The 16,157-nt window shown below is 64.8% G+C and carries 11 protein-coding genes; 1 reads left to right on the top strand and 10 read right to left on the bottom strand.

Annotated elements, in window-relative coordinates; all coding sequences use genetic code 11:
* Positions 1-46: 46 nt before the first annotated feature.
* Together gltB and hemF are read right to left on the bottom strand one after the other, a co-directional pair.
* Positions 47-4,486, bottom strand: coding sequence for a glutamate synthase large subunit (gene gltB, locus DFR34_RS09575; protein ID WP_110390926.1), 4,440 nt, complete (start codon positions 4,484-4,486; stop codon positions 47-49).
* A 509-nt stretch (positions 4,487-4,995) separates the two neighbouring features.
* Complete coding sequence (gene hemF / locus DFR34_RS09570; protein ID WP_110390925.1) at positions 4,996-5,892, bottom strand: oxygen-dependent coproporphyrinogen oxidase; 897 nt, start codon at positions 5,890-5,892, stop codon at positions 4,996-4,998.
* 200 nt (positions 5,893-6,092) lie between these two features.
* Here hemF and DFR34_RS09565 point away from each other — a divergent pair, with 200 nt between their 5' ends.
* Positions 6,093-6,668, top strand: coding sequence for a hypothetical protein (locus DFR34_RS09565; protein ID WP_146215113.1), 576 nt, complete (start codon positions 6,093-6,095; stop codon positions 6,666-6,668).
* Here the strand turns inward: DFR34_RS09565 and DFR34_RS09560 are convergent.
* The 8 genes from DFR34_RS09560 to DFR34_RS09525 all read right to left on the bottom strand — a co-directional run bounded on the left by DFR34_RS09560 (position 6,658) and on the right by DFR34_RS09525 (position 15,958).
* The gene (locus DFR34_RS09560; protein WP_110390923.1) at positions 6,658-7,929 is read right to left on the bottom strand and encodes a hypothetical protein; all 1,272 of its coding nucleotides are present in this window, start codon (positions 7,927-7,929) and stop codon (positions 6,658-6,660) included. The genes DFR34_RS09565 and DFR34_RS09560 overlap by 11 nt on opposite strands.
* A 72-nt stretch (positions 7,930-8,001) precedes the next feature.
* A complete protein-coding gene (locus DFR34_RS09555; protein WP_110390922.1) occupies positions 8,002-8,691 on the bottom strand; it encodes a helix-turn-helix transcriptional regulator in 690 nt (229 codons plus the stop codon).
* Positions 8,678-9,187 (bottom strand): 2-thiouracil desulfurase family protein, encoded by a 510-nt coding sequence (locus tag DFR34_RS09550; RefSeq protein WP_110390986.1) that lies wholly within the window; start codon positions 9,185-9,187, stop codon positions 8,678-8,680. The genes DFR34_RS09555 and DFR34_RS09550 overlap by 14 nt, the downstream gene beginning before the upstream one ends.
* A 214-nt stretch (positions 9,188-9,401) precedes the next feature.
* Positions 9,402-10,862: an NADP-dependent succinate-semialdehyde dehydrogenase gene (gene gabD / locus DFR34_RS09545; protein ID WP_110390921.1), complete on the bottom strand. Its 1,461-nt coding sequence runs from the start codon at positions 10,860-10,862 to the stop codon at positions 9,402-9,404.
* Between the two features lie 64 nt (positions 10,863-10,926).
* Entirely contained in the window at positions 10,927-12,210 is a 1,284-nt protein-coding gene (gene gabT / locus DFR34_RS09540; protein WP_110390920.1) for a 4-aminobutyrate--2-oxoglutarate transaminase, read from the bottom strand.
* Positions 12,211-12,430: 220 nt separating this feature from the next.
* Complete coding sequence (locus tag DFR34_RS09535) at positions 12,431-13,561, bottom strand: extracellular solute-binding protein (RefSeq protein ID WP_110390919.1); 1,131 nt, start codon at positions 13,559-13,561, stop codon at positions 12,431-12,433.
* Positions 13,562-13,806: 245 nt separating this feature from the next.
* Positions 13,807-15,210, bottom strand: a complete 1,404-nt coding sequence (locus tag DFR34_RS09530) for a histidine kinase dimerization/phospho-acceptor domain-containing protein (protein ID WP_110390918.1) — start codon at positions 15,208-15,210, stop codon at positions 13,807-13,809.
* Positions 15,211-15,301: 91 nt separating this feature from the next.
* The gene (locus tag DFR34_RS09525; RefSeq protein ID WP_110390917.1) at positions 15,302-15,958 is read right to left on the bottom strand and encodes a response regulator; all 657 of its coding nucleotides are present in this window, start codon (positions 15,956-15,958) and stop codon (positions 15,302-15,304) included.
* Positions 15,959-16,157: the final 199 nt, after the last annotated feature.

Genomic DNA, 16,157 nt, shown 5'->3' with positions numbered 1-16,157 from the left:
GCTAATGCGTTGTCGGCCGGGCGGCGGCGTGCGCCGCCCGTCGTCATCAGTCCTTGAGCAGGCTGTCGAGCTTGGCGGCCTTCGGCTTGACCAGCCAGAAGTAATCCACGTAATCGTCAAAATTGCTCACCATCTCGGCGGCCAGCGCGCTGCCGGTCAGCTCGGCGTGGCGGCTGAGCTTGTCCAGCAGGAAGGCGCGGTACTGGCCCATCGCCTCGCCGTTGATGAGGTTGATGTCGATCAGCTCGTTGTTGTAGCGGTAGGCGAATTTTTCTTCGCGGTCGTACACGAAGCCAAAGCCGCCGGTCATGCCTGCGCCAAAGTTATAGCCGGTTTCGCCCAGCACGATCACACAACCGCCGGTCATGTATTCGCAGCAGTGGTCACCCGCGCCTTCAATCACCGCCAGCGCGCCAGAGTTGCGCACGCCAAAACGCTCGCCGGCCAGGCCAGCGGCGTAGAGCTCGCCGCCCGTGGCGCCGTACAGGCAGGTGTTGCCGACGATGATGGCTTCGTTGCTGGCGAAGGCCGAGTTTTTCGGCGGGTAGATCACCAGCGAACCGCCGGCCATGCCCTTGCCCACGTAATCGTTGGCGTCGCCTTCCAGCTCCAGCGCCAGGCCCTTGGCGTTCCACACGCCAAAGCTCTGACCGGCCGAACCGGTGAACTTGACCTTCAGCATGCCGTCCGGCAGGCCGTCGGCGCCGTGGCGGCGGGCGATTTCGCCGGACAGGCGCGCGCCAATCGAGCGGTTGATGTTGCGGATCGGGTATTCCAGCACCTGGGCTTGCGTGCAGGACAGCGCCGGCTCGGCGTCCACCACCATTTGCTCGGCCAGCTCGCCCTTGTCAAAGCTCGGGTTGCCGGCGGTCACGCAGAAGCGCGGTTCGTCAGCCGGGATATTGCCCTGGGTGAGCAGCGCGCTCAGGTTCAGGCCTTGTTGCTTGCTGGTCACTGCGCCGTCGATGCTCAACAGATCCAGGCGGCCGATCAGCTCTTCCATGCTGCGCACGCCCAGCTTGGCCATCCACTCGCGGGTTTCGCGGGCGATGAAGGTGAAGTAATTCATCACCATTTCCGGCAAGCCGATGAAGTGCTTCTGACGCAGCTTGACTTCCTGGGTGGCCACGCCAGTGGCGCAGTTGTTCAGGTGGCAGATGCGCAGGAATTTGCAACCCAGCGCCACCATCGGGCCGGTGCCAAAGCCAAAGCTTTCGGCGCCCAGGATGGCGGCCTTGATCACGTCCAGGCCGGTTTTCAGGCCGCCGTCGGTCTGCATGCGGACGCGGCCGCGCAGGCCGTTGGCGCGCAGCACCTGCTGGGCTTCGGTCAGGCCGAGCTCCCACGGGGTGCCGGCGTACTTGACCGAGGTCAGCGGCGAAGCGCCAGTGCCGCCATCGTAGCCCGAGATGGTGATCAGGTCGGCGTAGGCCTTGGCCACGCCAGCAGCGATGGTGCCCACGCCTGGGCCAGCCACCAGCTTGACCGACACCAGCGCGGTCGGGTTGACCTGCTTCAGGTCAAAAATCAGCTGGGCCAGATCTTCGATCGAGTAGATGTCGTGGTGCGGCGGCGGCGAAATCAGGCTGATGCCCGGCTTGGAACAGCGCAGCTTGGCGATCAGCGGGCTGACCTTGTCGCCCGGCAGCTGGCCGCCTTCGCCCGGCTTGGCGCCTTGGGCCACCTTGATTTGCAGCACTTCGGCGTTGACCAGATAGTGCGGGGTGACGCCAAAACGGCCAGATGCCACCTGCTTGATCTTGGACATCTTCACCGTGCCGTAACGGGCCGGGTCTTCGCCGCCTTCACCGGAGTTGGAGCGGCCGCCCAGGCGGTTCATCGCCTCGGCCAGCGCTTCGTGCGCCTCCGGCGACAACGCGCCCAGCGACATGCCGGCAGAGTCAAAGCGCTTGAGGATGGCTTCCACCGGCTCGACTTCTTCCAGCGGAATGGCGTTGCCGGCGTTCAGCTTGAGCAGGTCGCGCAGCATGGCCACCGGGCGGGTGTTCACCAGGTGCGCGTAAGTCTGGTAGGCGTCGTAGTCGCTGTTCTGCACCGCCTTTTGCAGCATCATCACCACGTCCGGGTTGTAGGCGTGGTATTCCTCGCCGTGGACGTATTTGAGCAGGCCGCCCTGGGCAATCGGGCGCATCGGATTGAAGGCCAGACGCGCTTGTTTTTTCTGGTCGGCTTCAAAGTCGCTGAAGCGCGAGCCGGACACGCGCGACACGGTGCCGCGCAGACACAGCTCGACCACTTCATCGTGCATGCCGACCACTTCAAACAGCTGAGCGCCACGGTAGCTGGCGATGGTGGAAATCCCCATCTTGGACAGCACCTTCAACAGGCCCTTGTTGATGCCCTTGCGGTAGTTGCGCAGCGCGTCCACCGGGTCGGCCTGGATCAGGCCGGCGTTGATCATGTCCAGAATGGTCTGGTAAGCCAGGTACGGATACACGGCGGTGGCGCCGTAGCCCACCAGGCTGGCGATCTGGTGCGGGTCGCGGGCCGAGCCGGTTTCGATCACCAAGTTGGCGCGACAGCGCAGGCCGGCGTCGATCAGCGCATGGTGCACGGCGCCCGTGGCGAACAGCGCGTGAATCGGCAGGCGGCCTTCGGCGATACAGCGGTCAGACAGCACCACAATCACCACGCCATCCTTGACGGCGGCGATGACGTCGGCGGTCAGCTTGCGGATGGCCTGCTCCAGATCCAGGCTGGCCGGATCGTAGTTCAGGTCAAAGCGCGCGGCGCGGAATTGCGATTCAGCCTGCGACACCACAAAGGTGAACTTCTCGTAGGACAGCAGCGGCGAGCGCACTTCCAGGCGCTTGGCGTGTTCCGGCGACTCCTGGAACATGCTGCGTTCCGGGCCAAAGCAGGTGTTCAGCGACATCACCACCGCTTCGCGGATCGGGTCGATCGGCGGGTTGGTCACCTGGGCAAACTGCTGGCGCAGGTAGTCAAACGGCGAACGCACCTGTTGCGACAGCACCGCCATCGGCGTGTCGTCGCCCATCGAACCCACCGCTTCCTGGGCGTCTTCGGCCAGCACGCGGATGATCTGGTCGCGCTCTTCAAAGCTCAGGCCAAACAGCTTTTGCTGGCGGGCCAGCTCGTCGCTGGCCATGGTCGGCATGGTGGAATCTTCTTCCAGCGAGATTTCCAGATGGCGCGCGTTATGGCGAATCCACTGGCGATACGGCTGGGCGTTTTTCAGGATGGCGTCGATGTCTTCCGGCAGCAGCAGCTCGCCGTTGTGCAGGTCCACAGCAACGATCTGGCCCGGCTTGACCCGGCCCTTTTTCACCACGTCTTCCGGCTTGTAGTCCCACACGCCGACTTCAGACGAGATGGTCAGGATGCGGTCTTTGGTGACCACATAGCGCGCCGGACGCAGGCCGTTGCGGTCCAGCAGACAGCCGGCGTAGCGGCCATCGGTCAGCACGATGCCGGCCGGGCCGTCCCACGGCTCCATGTGCATCGAATTGAATTCGTAGAAGGCGCGCAGATCCTTGTCGGTGCTGTCCACATTCTGCCAGGCCGGCGGCACCAGCATGCGCAAGGCGCGGAACAGCGGCACGCCGCCCATCAGCAGGCCTTCCAGCATGTTGTCCAGGCTCATCGAATCCGAGCCATTGGTCTGCACGATGGGGCGCACGGCGTCCATGTCCAGCAACTCGGACTGCATGATCTGTTCGCGCGCGCGCGCCCAGTTGCGGTTGCCCTGCACGGTGTTGATTTCACCGTTGTGCGCCAGGAAGCGGAACGGCTGCGCCAGCTTCCATTGCGGCCAGGTGTTGGTCGAGAAACGCTGGTGGAACACCGCCAGGCTGGATTCGAAGCGCTCGTCCTGCAAGTCCTTGAAGAACACCGGCAGGTTATCCGGCGTCACCAGACCCTTGTACGACAGGGTGTGCGGCGACAGCGTCGGAATGTAGAAGAACGGATCGTCGGCGTTGGCCTTTTCCGCCATGCGCCGGCCCATGTACAGGCCGAGCTGGAAGCGGGTTTCGTCCATGCCGAACGGGCAATTGACGAACACCTGGCGAATCGCCGGCAAGGTCTTGAGCGCGTATTCGCCACAGGCGGACACATCAATCGGCACCTCGCGATAGCCGGCGACTTCCAGACCCTGGGCGGTCAAGGCCTCGGTCAGGCGGGTCAGCGACACACGTTCGCCGTCCTGCGCGTTGGAAAACACCAGACCGGCCGCGTACACCGATTTCAGCGCAATGCCGGCCTCAGCCGCCACCTCACGCAGAAAACCATCTGGCTTGCGGAACAGCAAGCCGCAACCGTCGCCGGACTTGCCATCGGCAGCCACAGCGCCACGGTGGGTCAACTGGGCCAAGGAGCTGATGGCGGTTTTGACCAGCCAATGGCTGGGCTTGTCGTCCATATGGGCGATCAGGCCAAAGCCGCAGCTGTCCTGTTCAAAGTCCGGGCGGTAGAGCGTGCCCTGCAACCACTGCTGTCTTTCCATGCTTCGTAGCCTACAGAACTGATAAAGAAAATGTTTCGATTGTAAGACTTCACCCCCCATGCGGCAAATGGAATTTGTGCAACGCGTTATAGGAGCAAAATCAAACACTTGGGCAATATTTTAAACATCCATTCAGCATGTGCCGCGCACGGAAACCACCAACTTGTACAAAAACGCGCCAAAATTGTTCGCCAAAGCGACGATTTGACCCCACCGCCCGCGCCATGCGCGTTGCGCACTGCGGGCCGGCATCAGCAAATTTTGTACAAATCCGCCGCAAAACTGGCTGCACAAGATTCGACTATCGGATAGTGCGCGCATCACCCGGTGCGCACAAGGACAGTGGCAGACAAGGGATGGCGGATTGTGGCCGTTGCACGCAACACCGGACAGCAGCAGACAATCAGGCTGTGCTGGGGCCATAAAAACAGCCCATGTCCGTCTATGCGTACATGGGCCATCCATTCCATCAGTCATTCGGTCATGAGAGGTGGCTACCGGCCTCACCCTCACACCCAATCCTTCTCCACCAAAAACTCGCTCATCAGCCGCGCTTCGGCGCTGCCGGCTTCGGGTTGCCAGTTGTAGCGCCATTTCACCACCGGCGGCATCGACATCAGGATGGATTCGGTGCGGCCGCCGGATTGCAGGCCGAACAGGGTGCCACGGTCGAACACCAGGTTGAATTCCACATAGCGGCCACGGCGGTAGGCTTGCCAGTCGCGCTCGTGCTCGCCGTAGGGGCGTTGGCAGCGGCGTTCGACGATGGGCAGGTAGGCGGGCACAAAGTGTTCGCCCACCGCCTGGGTGAGGGCAAAGCAGTGGTCAAAGCCGCCTTCATTCAGGTCGTCAAAGAAAATCCCGCCCACGCCGCGCGGTTCGTCGCGGTGCTTGAGGTAAAAATAGCGGTCGCACCAGGCTTTGTATTGCGGGTGGTAGTGCTCGCCAAATGGGTGCAGCGCCTGTTGGCAGGTGCGGTGAAAATGCACGGCGTCGTCCACCTCGCCGTAATACGGGGTGAGGTCCATGCCGCCGCCAAACCACCATACCGGCTCCTGGCCTTCGGCGGTGGCGACAAAGTAGCGCACATTCATGTGGGCGGTGGGGGCGTAGGGGTTGCGCGGGTGCAGCACCAGCGACACGCCCATGGCTTCAAAGGCGCGGCCGGCCAGCTCGGGGCGGGCAGCGGTGGCCGAGGGCGGCAGCGCCGGGCCGGTGACGTGCGAGAAATTCACGCCGCCGCGCTCGAACACGCCACCGTTTTCGATCACGCAGGACAGCCCGCCGCCGCCGGTGGGGCGGGTCCAGCCGTCGCGGACAAAAGGCTGGCCGTCAACGGCTTCCAGCGCGGCGACAATCTTGGTTTGCAAGTCCTGTAGCCAGGTTTTGACAAGTTCGGGACGCATGACAGGCTCCAGTCAGGGGGGATTGGGCGGCCATTGTAGCGCGTGGCGGCCCCTGGATCACCGCAACCGGCGGACCATGCCGGCCAGGCGGGCAACCATCGCCATTCGCCGGGAGCGGCGAGACAGAAATTCACCCACGGCACTTGCTTTTTACCGCACGCCCCTCACACTGCACCGCATTCTGTTGCTGAGAACACATCATGCCGTCTATGCGTATGGCGCCGCGCCGGCGCGGCTGGGTCACCGCCCTGTTGACGGTGCTGGCGGTGCTGCTGTTTGCCCTGGAGCGCCTGATTGTCGATGACTTGCGCGCGCTGGGGCGCTGGCTGGCGCGCCGTGACTGGGTGGCGCGCGCCGAGGCCTGGGTGGGGCGCTTGTCGCCGTATCCGGCCTTGCTGTGCTTTGCGCTGCCGGGGCTGGCGATTTTGCCGGTGAAACTGCTGGCGGTGGCCCTGCTGTCGCAGGGTCATGTGCTGGCGGGGGTGGGGGTGCTGCTGGCGGCCAAGGCGGCAGGCACGCTGGCGGTCACGCGGATTTACCACGCGGCCGAGCCGGCGCTGCTCAGCCTGGCCTGGTTTGCCAGGGTGCGCGCCACGCTATTGCACTGGCGCAAGGTGGTGTACGACAGCGTGCGCCAGCAATACGCCTGGCGGCTGGCCCGCGTACAGTGGCGTGCCTGGCGGCACCGGTTGCGCGGCTGGCGCCAGCAGGGAGGCCAGCGCTGGCGACGGCGCTGGGCGGCCATCCGTCGCCGGCTGCGTCAGCTTAACGGCTGAACAAAAACCCGGAATCCCCCACCGACAAATTGCGCACCGGCTCGGAATAAATAAACGGCCCTTTCGGCTCGCCCGGCCCGCTTGGCGGGCGCAGCCGCGCCAGTTGGGCGCGCTGCGGCGGGCTCAGGCTGGCCTGAATGCGGGCAAAGGCCATGCCATAGCGCCAGGACAGGCGGCCATCCAATTCGCCATAGCGGCGCGAGGCCGCCAGCACCTTGGCCTGGTCGGCCGGCTCGCCGTTCAGCAGCTTGCGCAGCTCGCTGGCGATTTGTCGGCGCAGGCGCACAATCTCGGCCAGGTCGGCGCGCTGGGCGGCGGGCAGCTCGGTCAGCGCGCCGCGTTGCTCGGGGGTGAGCAGGGCCAGCAGCGCCTGGCCGCTGTCGCCGGTCAGCGCGGTGCTGATGGCGTAATCCGGGCGGCCGATGGCCGGGGCGGTTTTCATGCCAAAGCCGCCAAAATACATGCCGTGGCGCTCGGGGCAAAAATACACATCCGCCTCCAGCGAGCCGGCCGCCCAGGAGAACATCTCGCTGGCGTAGGTCATCACCAGCACATGCACATCGTGCGAAAACTGGCGCTTGTCCAATACTTCCGGCGCATTGGGCCAGGTGCGCGAATCGCCAAACTTCATGCGCGCCAGCGCCTGGCGCTGCTGGGCGTCCAGGCTGCGCACAATATGCGCCATCACCTTGGCGCGCTGATAGGCCAGCTTGCCGTCCAGCTCGTACAGCTCGGCGGAGTATTTCATCACCGCCGCCTGCGACAAAGCCCCCGGCCCGGACAACGGCCGGCCGTCCAGCTGCTGGCGAAACGCCTGAATCAAGGGCAAGCGGCGCTCGGCAAAGCGGCGCACCTCGGGCTGTTGCAGCCGCGCCAGCTCAATCAACAGCGTGCGCTGCTCAGGAGTGAGCAAGGCCAGCATGGCGTGGGCAATGCGGGTGAGAAACGCGCCTTGATGGCCGCCGCTGGCGGTGTCGATGTCGCGCATATACTGAAAGCCAAAATAATCCGACACCTTGCCCGGCGGCAAAAAAGTGTCGTTGGCAAAGTCCCCGGTCAAAAAGGCCAGGCCGCTGAAGGCGATGGTGTGCAGCTGCGCCTGGTCGGACAGCGCCTGCTCCAGCGAATAGCGCTGCGGACCCGGCGCGCCAGGCGGCGGGCCGCCAGCCGGGCCGCCCGGCGGCGGCGGCGGTGGGGTTTGCGCCAGGGCGGCGGTGGACAGCAACGAGGACAACAACAGGGCCAGCAGGGTGGGGCGCATGGGCACGCTTTCGGGATTAGTCAGGGCGAATATTTTGCTATCGGCATGCGCGCCCGGCGCTTGATGGGCTGATCAGCCGCCAGCGGGCGGCTGGCTGGCGCCCACCGCCCGAAAAAAATCTTCCAGCGTGCGCCCGGCTTGCGGGGTGAAGGTGTCGGTCTGCGGCGTGCAGGCCAGCATGCGGTCGATGCGAAAATTGCGGAACTCATCGCGCGCCTCGCACCAGGCGGCCAGCGTCCAGCTCACCCCCCAAAAAAACAGCCCCAGCGGGCGCACCCGCCGACGGCTGAGCGCGCCATCGGCGCGGCAATAATCCAGCTCGACATACTGGCGCGCGGCAATCGCCCGGCGCAGCGGCGTCAGCCGCGCCACCGGGTAATCGTGCAAATCCGGCACAAACAGCTGCGCCGCCGGCTGGCGCGCGGCGCTGGGCGGCAGCACGGCGTTGATCTTGGCCTGGGCATTGGCTGCCAGCTCGGCCAGCGCCGGGTCGCCCCAAGTGGACACCATGGCCATGCCCAGCCGCAGCGCGGCCAGCTCGTCGGCGCTGAACATCAGCGGCGGCAGGTGATGATGGCGCGACAGCCGGTAGCCGACGCCAGCCTCGCCTTCAATCGGCACGCCGCTGGCCATCAAGTCGCGCACATCGCGGTACACCGTGCGCTCGGAGACTTCCAGCCATTGCGCCAGCTGGGCGGCGGTGACGCAACGCCGCCCGCGCAGATGATCCACCAGCCGATACAGGCGGTCAGCGCGGCGCATGCTCGGCCTCGTTTGCCGCCAGCCAGCGCGCGGCCTCAGTCAGTTGCTGTTCATCAAACAGTGTCACCCCGGCCGTCGCCAGCGCGGCGGCGGCCACGCCCTGGCCGGCGCGCAATTGGCCGTCAAACTGGCCGCTGTACACCTGCCGACAGCCGCAGGACGGGCTGCGCGCCTTGAGGATGGCCAGCCGCACGCCGTGTTGTGCGGCCAGCGCGCAGGCGGCGCGGGCGCCAGCGCAAAACGCTGCGCTGAGATCCTCACCCGTTGCCGTGCGCACCTGCGCGGCGCCGGCCCACAGCGCGTGGCCGTCGCCGCCGCACAGCTCGGCCGGCGGGCGCGGGGTGGGCAGGCCGCCGGCCACTTCCGGGCAGATAGGCAATAGCCGGCCGGCGTCGGCCAGCGCGCGCAGCCAGGGGTGATCCTGGCGGCAGTGCTCGCCGTCGTAGCGCACCGGCGCGCCCAGCAAACAGGCGCTGATCAGGATGGGGGTGGACATGGCAGGGGCTTTCTTGTGGCGCGGGGTCGACGGCGGCCAGCATACCCGCGCAGCCAGCAGCGAGGCAAAAAAACGGCGCACCCAACAGGGCGCGCCGTTTCAGGCTCACGGGGTCACACAGGAAAGATCAAACGGGTGCTCACCAAACTCAGCGCAGCGTGCCTGCCAGGCACACGAGCAGACAGTACACGCAACACGGCTTGGTCAGCAGCGCTTAGCGGTCCAGACCACCGACCAGCAGGTATTTGATTTCCAGATAGTCGTCCATGCCGTAGTGCGAGCCTTCGCGGCCGAGGCCGGATTGCTTCACCCCGCCAAACGGCGCGGCTTCGTTGGAGATGATCCCGGTGTTGATGCCGATCATGCCGTATTCCAGCTGCTCGGCCACCCGCCAGACGCGGCCGATGTCGCGGCTGTAGAAGTAGCTGGCCAGGCCGAATTCGGTGTCATTGGCCATGGCCACCACATCGGCTTCGGTGTCGAACTTGAACAGCGGGGCCAGCGGGCCGAAGGTTTCTTCCTTGGCCACTTTCATCGCCTGGGTCACGCCAGTGATGATGGTCGGCTCAAAGAAGCTGCCGCCCAGGGCATGGCGCTTGCCGCCGGCCACCAGCTTGCCGCCCTTGGCCAGGGCGTCAGCGATGTGTTCTTCCACTTTGCCGACGGCTTTTTCGTCGATCATCGGGCCCTGGGTGACGCCGGCTTCAAAGCCGTTGCCGACCTTGAGCTGGGCCACGGCGGCGGCGAATTTTTCGGCGAAGGCGTCGTATACGCCGGCCTGCACGTACAGGCGGTTGGCGCAGACGCAGGTTTGCCCGGCATTGCGGTATTTGGAGATCATCGCGCCTTCAACCGCCGCGTCCAGGTCGGCGTCGTCAAACACGATGAACGGCGCATTGCCGCCCAGCTCCATCGACACTTTTTTCACCGTCGGCGCGCACTGGGCAATCAGTTCGCGGCCGATTTCGGTCGAGCCGGTGAACGAGAATTTGCGCACAATCGGGCTGGCGGTCAGCTCGCCGCCAATCGCGGCAGCGGAACCGGTCAGCACGCTGAACACGCCAGCCGGCACGCCAGCACGCTCGGCCAGCACGGCAATCGCCAGCGCCGACAGCGGGGTTTGCGAGGCGGGCTTGACCACAATCGGGCAGCCGGCGGCCAGCGCCGGGCCAGCCTTGCGGGTGATCATGGCGTTGGGGAAGTTCCACGGGGTGACGGCAGCGCACACGCCAATCGGGTCTTTCAGCACCACCACGCGCTTGTCGCCCTGATGGGTGGGGATGGTGTCGCCGTACACGCGCTTGGCTTCTTCGGCGTACCACTCGAAGTAGCTGGCGCCGTAGGCGATTTCGCCCTTGGCTTCGGCCAGCGGCTTGCCTTGTTCGGCGGTGAGGATGGCGGCCAGGTCGTCCTGGGCGGCCATCATCAGTTCAAACCAGCGGCGCAGGATGGCGCTGCGTTCTTTGGCGGTTTTGCGCTTCCAGGCCGGCCAGGCGCGTTCGGCGGCCTCGATGGCGCGACGGGTTTCGGCGGCGCCCATTTTCGGCACGCGCGCCACCAGTTCGCCAGTGGCCGGATTGGTCACATCCAGGGTGGCGCCATTGTCGGCATCCACCCAGGCGCCGTCGATATAGCACTGCTGACGCAGCAGCTCGGGGTCTTTCAGATTCAGCATGTCGGGCTTTCCGGTGATGACAGGCAAACGGCCCACCCAGTGGGTGGGCCGGCGGGCGGCAGAATCAGGCGGCGGCGTGGCGCAGCGCGGCTTCCATGATGCCCATGGCTTCATCGAACACGGCGTCTTCGATGGTCAGCGGGAACAGGAAGCGCATCACGTTGTAGTACATGCCGCAGGTCAGCAGGATCAAGCCGTGTTGCAGTGCGTATTGCTGGGCTTTCTTGGCAAAGTCGGCATCCGGGGTGTTGGTGCCCGGCTTCATGAATTCCACCGCCACCATGGCGCCCAGGCCACGGGCTTGGGCGATGTGCGGAATGTCAGCCTTCAGGCTGTCCAGCTTGGCCTTGAGCTTGTCGCCCAGCAGTTGCGCGCGTTCGCACAGCTTGTCTTCGGCAATCACGTCCATCACTGCTTCGGCGGCGGCCAGGGCCAGCGGGCTGCCGGCGTAGGTGCCGCCCAGGCCGCCAGCGGCCGGGGCGTCCATCACTTCGGCGCGGCCGGTGACGGCGGACAGCGGGTAGCCGCCAGCCAGCGACTTGGCCATGGTCATCAGGTCGGGGATCACGCCAGTGTGGTCCATGGCGAACATCTTGCCGGTGCGGGCAAAGCCGGATTGCACTTCGTCGGCGATCAGCAGGATGCCGTGTTCATCACAGATGGCGCGCAGCGCGGCCAAGAAGCTGTTCGGGGTGACATTAAAACCGCCTTCGCCTTGCACCGGCTCGATGATGATGGCCGCCACGCGCTTGGGATCGATGTCACACTTGAAAATCTTTTCCAGGCCCTTGAGCGCTTCTTCTTCGCTCACGCCGTGCATCGGGTTCGGGTAGGGGGCGTGGAACACTTCGCCCGGGAAGGGGCCAAAGCCCAGCTTGTACGGGGCCACTTTGCCGGTCAGGCCCAGGGTCATATTGGTGCGACCGTGGTAGCCGCCAAAGAAGGCGATCACGCCCGGACGGCCGGTGTGGCTGCGGGCGATCTTGATGGCGTTTTCCACCGCTTCAGCGCCGGAGGTGAAAAAGCAGGTTTTCTTGGCGTGGTCGCCCGGGGTGATGGCGTTGAGTTTTTCCGCCACCGACACATACAGCTCGTAGGGCACCACTTGATAGCAGGTGTGGCTGAATTTCTCGGCTTGGGCGGCCACGGCGGCGGCCACTTTGTCGTTCAGGTGGCCGGTGTTCAGCACGCCAATGCCGCCGGCAAAGTCGATGTAGCGGCGACCTTCGATGTCCCAGAGTTCAGCGTTTTTGGCGCGGTCGATGTAAAAACCGCACATCACGCCGACCCCGCGCGGGGTTGCGGCTTCTTTGCGTTGTTGCAAGCTGGCGTTGGTGGTGGTGCTCATTGTATGGGTTCTCCCGTGCGGCGGCGGCGCCGCCCCGTGTGTTGGGTCAAGACATCATGATGACAACGCGCGCGGCCACCCGGCTCGCGCGTGGGTTCCGGAGCCTTGCTGCTGGCTCATGCCGCCTGTGGCGGTCTACGGATACGCGCCGACCAGTTGGCCGGCGATTCCCTCTACAAAAAACCGACAAAAACAGTAAAACAACACTGGCTGCCCGGCGTCAGCGGCCCGCCACGATCCGGGCATAATCCTTGGCCCAGGTAGCATAGGGCACACAACGCGGCTGGCTGGCGCAATTGGCCTGTGGCGTGCGCCAGAAGTGCAAATCGGCAAACCGCTTGTGCTGGCTGTCGTCGCACACCGACTCACCCGCCGGCCCGCGCAAGGCGCACGCCTGGGCATTGGCCGGATTGGCGCCATACCATTCAGCCACCATGGCCTGCACACGCGGGCGCAGGGTATAGGCCATCCACTGATAGGCGCACACCGGGTGTGCGGCCTGACTGTGCAACATCCAGCTGTCCACCCAGCCAGTGGCGCCTTCGCGCGGAATCACTGCCCGCACGCTGATGCCCTGGCGCTGCAAGGCACGCGCCGTATACCCCCAGCCCGTGCTCAACGCCAGGGTCTGCTGGCGAAAATCATGCACCTGCTGTTCCGGGTCCTGCCAGTATTGCCACACCCAGTTGCGCTGCTGGCGCAACAGCGCCAGCACTTGGGCATACTGGGTGGGCGACAATTCGTATGGATCGACAATACCCAGTGCCGGGCGCTGTTTCATCAGATACAGCGCAGCTTCGGCAATGGCCATCGGCCCACGGTGCATCTGCACACGCCCCTGACTGGGCTGGCCATCAGCCAGGGTTTGCGGCTCAAACACGGCCGACCAGCCCGGCGCCTGCCGAAACTGCCGACTGTCGTACAACAGCATATTGGCGCCCCAGACAAAGGGCACACCATAGGTGGCGCCAGCCACCTGCAAGCCGCTGCCCTGCCGCAGGCGTGGCTCGATCTGCTCCCAGCCGGGCACACGCGCCGGATCCAGGGCGGCCACCTTGCGGGCAAAGATCAGGCGCAGGCTGGCGTCGCCTGAGGCGCTGACCAGATCAAAGCCCCCCTGATTCATCAGGTTGACCATCTCGTCAGAATTCAATGCCACCCGCACACTGACCTTGCAGCCGGTTTCCCGTTCAAACGGCGTCACCCAGTCGTAGCGCAGGTCGGTTTGCCCACGCTCGGCATAACCAGGCCAGACAATCAGTTTGAGCTGGCCTTCAGCCGGTTCGGCACGGGCCGCACCACACACACACAGCGCCAGCAGGGCAAGGCCAGCGCATGCATTCCAGTTCATGGCGATCTTTCATGGCTTCACTGGCGCCTACTATCGGGGAATTGCCGGTGGCTGCCAAGCAGGAATGTCCATGGAATCACGCCAGGGCGCGAGCACCAAGCCCACGCAGCCATCCGGGCGAGGATGAACGTATTTGATTGTAGGCGTGCGTTTAAGAAAATACCACAGGAAATCGCAAAAATTTAAACACTCTGCGGTAGAGGTGTTGAATTTTTTTGACACCCGATTGCACACAAGCCCGGCGCTCAGCCGTGCGCTTTCAAGTGGCTCGCAGAAGTGCGCAACTGCGCGCGAAACACCCCTTCACGCAGCGACAGGGACAATTCCAGCCCACACAGCCGTGCGGCGCGGCGGGCAATCGACAAGCCCAGGCCGCTGCCGCTGGCGCTTTGCCCGGCCGGCCGAAAAAATCGCTCGCCCAGGCGCGCCAATGTCTCGGCATCCAGCGTCTCCGGTGCGTCATTGGCCAGTGTCAGCCAGCCTTGGCCGGCGTCTTCCAGCCACACCCGCCCGCCAGCGGGGGTGTAGCGCACGGCGTTATCCACCAGATTACGCAGCAAAACGTCCGGCAGGGCCGGATTCACCGGATGCGGCCAGACAGGCAGGCTGTCTGGCCATTCGCAGCGCACATTGCGCGCGGTGGCGTCGTCGCTGGCGTCCAGCAAATGCTGACGGGCCAGCGCCACCAGCTCGGCATCGCCAGCCAGCGCCTGCGGATTATGGTCCAGACGCGCCAGGGTCAGCAGTTGGCTGACCAAGCGGGTGGCGCGGTCAATACCGGCCAACACCTGGCCCAAGGCTTTGCGCCGCGCCTCGGGGCCGTTGGCCAGTTGGGCGACTTCCACTTGCACGCGCAGCGCTGCCAGTGGCGTGCGCAGCTCGTGGGCGGCGTCGGCGGTAAAGCGCCGCTCGCTGTCCAGCGCTTCGTCCAAGCGTGCCAGCAAGGCATTCAGGGCGTGAACCAGTGGCGCGATTTCATCCGGCACCTGCCCGGCCGCCAGCGGCGTCAGCCGGGTAGGCTGCTGGCTGGCGATCTGGTCGGTGAGACTGCGCAAAGGACGCAAGCCCTGGCGCACGCCCCACCAGATCCAGCCCAACACCAGCGGCATGGTCAACAGCCAGGGGGTAAGCTGGCCCAGCGCCAGCACCCGCGCCAGACTGGTGCGCTCCTTGAGCTTTTGGCCCACGGCAATCGACAAATCCCTGGCGCGGTCGTTCAGGTAGTACACCCGCCACACAGTCTTGTCGATTTTCACATCGGCAAAGCCGGTGTAATCCATGCGCGCCGGCAGGGGCGTTTGCCGCACATCACTCAAGCGCAGATGCCCTTGGGCATCACGCAGCTGAAAGGCAAAATCATCAGCATCGATCTCGCCGCCGCTGTGATCATCGTCGAACAGGTCTTTGATTTCTTGTGGGCGATGCGGCAGGATTTCTGCCCCGGCCTGACGGGCGCGCAAATCCACCGAGGCCAGAAACTGGGCAAACAGCACCTGTTCGGTGTCGAAGAGTTCGTTGACTTCGTAGCGTGCAGTCATATAGGCCAGCCCGGCGCTGGCCAGCCACAACAGTGGCAGGCCCAGTGCCAGCAAGGCCAGCAGGCGGCGGTGGATGGAACGGTTCAGCCAGTTGATCAGGCGTCGGAACATGGGACAGGCTTTCGGCAGGATAAAACACAGGCAGAACCGCAATGATGCCAGCCCCACCCGTGCTCATACCATCACGGCCGACCGCCGGACGTCAGGCGCCCAGTTGATAGCCGACACCGCGATGGGTGCGGATGAAGTGCGCGCCCAGCTTTTTGCGCAGGTGGTGGATGTGAACTTCCACGGCGTTGCTGGCGACTTCTTGATTCCAGCCGTAGAGTTTTTCTTCGATTTGCTGGCGCGATAGCACTTTATTGCGGTTATCCAGAAACAGCTCAAGCAGCTGGAATTCTTTACCGGTCAGCTCGATGTCCTGCCCCTGATAACACGCCTTGTGTGCGCCAGGGTCCAGGCTCAGGCCGGCGTATTCCAGCGTTGGGCTGGCGCGGCCATGGGCGCGGCGCACCACGGCGCGCAAACGCGCCACCAGCTCGCCCAAGGCAAACGGCTTGACCAGATAATCATCTGCCCCGGCGTCCAGCCCCAGGATGCGGTCTTCCACCGTATCGCGGGCGGTGAGCAGCAGCACCGGCAAGGCATTGCCGGCGCGGCGGATTTCGCTTAACAGGTCGAGCCCGGACAGGCGCGGCAGGTTGATGTCCAGCACCATGCCGTCATAATCCACCACCTCCAGCGCCGAGCGCGCCGACACGCCGTCTTTGATCCAGTCTACCGTGAAGCCGGTCTGGCGCAGGCCGGCTTCGACCCCGTCGCCCAGCAAGAGGTCATCTTCTACCAGCAGGATGCGCATGGCGGCCTCCGACGCACCCACCGCCGGATCCGGCGAAAAGCGCGAACAAACAGTCAACAAAAGCTTTCATGCGGGCACTCTACGTGAAACGCAAGCGTCATGACTTGAGGCTGCGCAAGGTTTTGCCATCCTCTGCCACGCCAGATGCCAGGCGGCGGCAATGACAGAATTGCGCAGGATAGCGCGCCAAGATGAATCA

This window comes from Rivihabitans pingtungensis, assembly GCF_003201855.1.
Lineage (GTDB): Bacteria > Pseudomonadota > Gammaproteobacteria > Burkholderiales > Aquaspirillaceae > Rivihabitans > Rivihabitans pingtungensis.
This window is presented reverse-complemented; position numbering and strand designations above follow the sequence as displayed.

What these genes read in the sequence shown, in the direction of transcription:
- DFR34_RS09550 (WP_110390986.1), bottom strand. Translation starts at nt 9,187, where the DNA reads ATGTCCACCCCCATCCTGATCAGCGCCTGTTTGCTGGGCGCGCCGGTG.
- hemF (WP_110390925.1), bottom strand. Translation starts at nt 5,892, where the DNA reads ATGCGTCCCGAACTTGTCAAAACCTGGCTACAGGACTTGCAAACCAAG.
- DFR34_RS09525 (WP_110390917.1), bottom strand. Translation starts at nt 15,958, where the DNA reads ATGCGCATCCTGCTGGTAGAAGATGACCTCTTGCTGGGCGACGGGGTC.
- DFR34_RS09530 (WP_110390918.1), bottom strand. Translation starts at nt 15,210, where the DNA reads ATGTTCCGACGCCTGATCAACTGGCTGAACCGTTCCATCCACCGCCGC.
- DFR34_RS09560 (WP_110390923.1), bottom strand. Translation starts at nt 7,929, where the DNA reads ATGCGCCCCACCCTGCTGGCCCTGTTGTTGTCCTCGTTGCTGTCCACC.
- gltB (WP_110390926.1), bottom strand. Translation starts at nt 4,486, where the DNA reads ATGGAAAGACAGCAGTGGTTGCAGGGCACGCTCTACCGCCCGGACTTT.
- DFR34_RS09535 (WP_110390919.1), bottom strand. Translation starts at nt 13,561, where the DNA reads ATGAACTGGAATGCATGCGCTGGCCTTGCCCTGCTGGCGCTGTGTGTG.
- gabT (WP_110390920.1), bottom strand. Translation starts at nt 12,210, where the DNA reads ATGAGCACCACCACCAACGCCAGCTTGCAACAACGCAAAGAAGCCGCA.
- DFR34_RS09555 (WP_110390922.1), bottom strand. Translation starts at nt 8,691, where the DNA reads ATGCGCCGCGCTGACCGCCTGTATCGGCTGGTGGATCATCTGCGCGGG.
- DFR34_RS09565 (WP_146215113.1), top strand. Translation starts at nt 6,093, where the DNA reads ATGCCGTCTATGCGTATGGCGCCGCGCCGGCGCGGCTGGGTCACCGCC.
- gabD (WP_110390921.1), bottom strand. Translation starts at nt 10,862, where the DNA reads ATGCTGAATCTGAAAGACCCCGAGCTGCTGCGTCAGCAGTGCTATATC.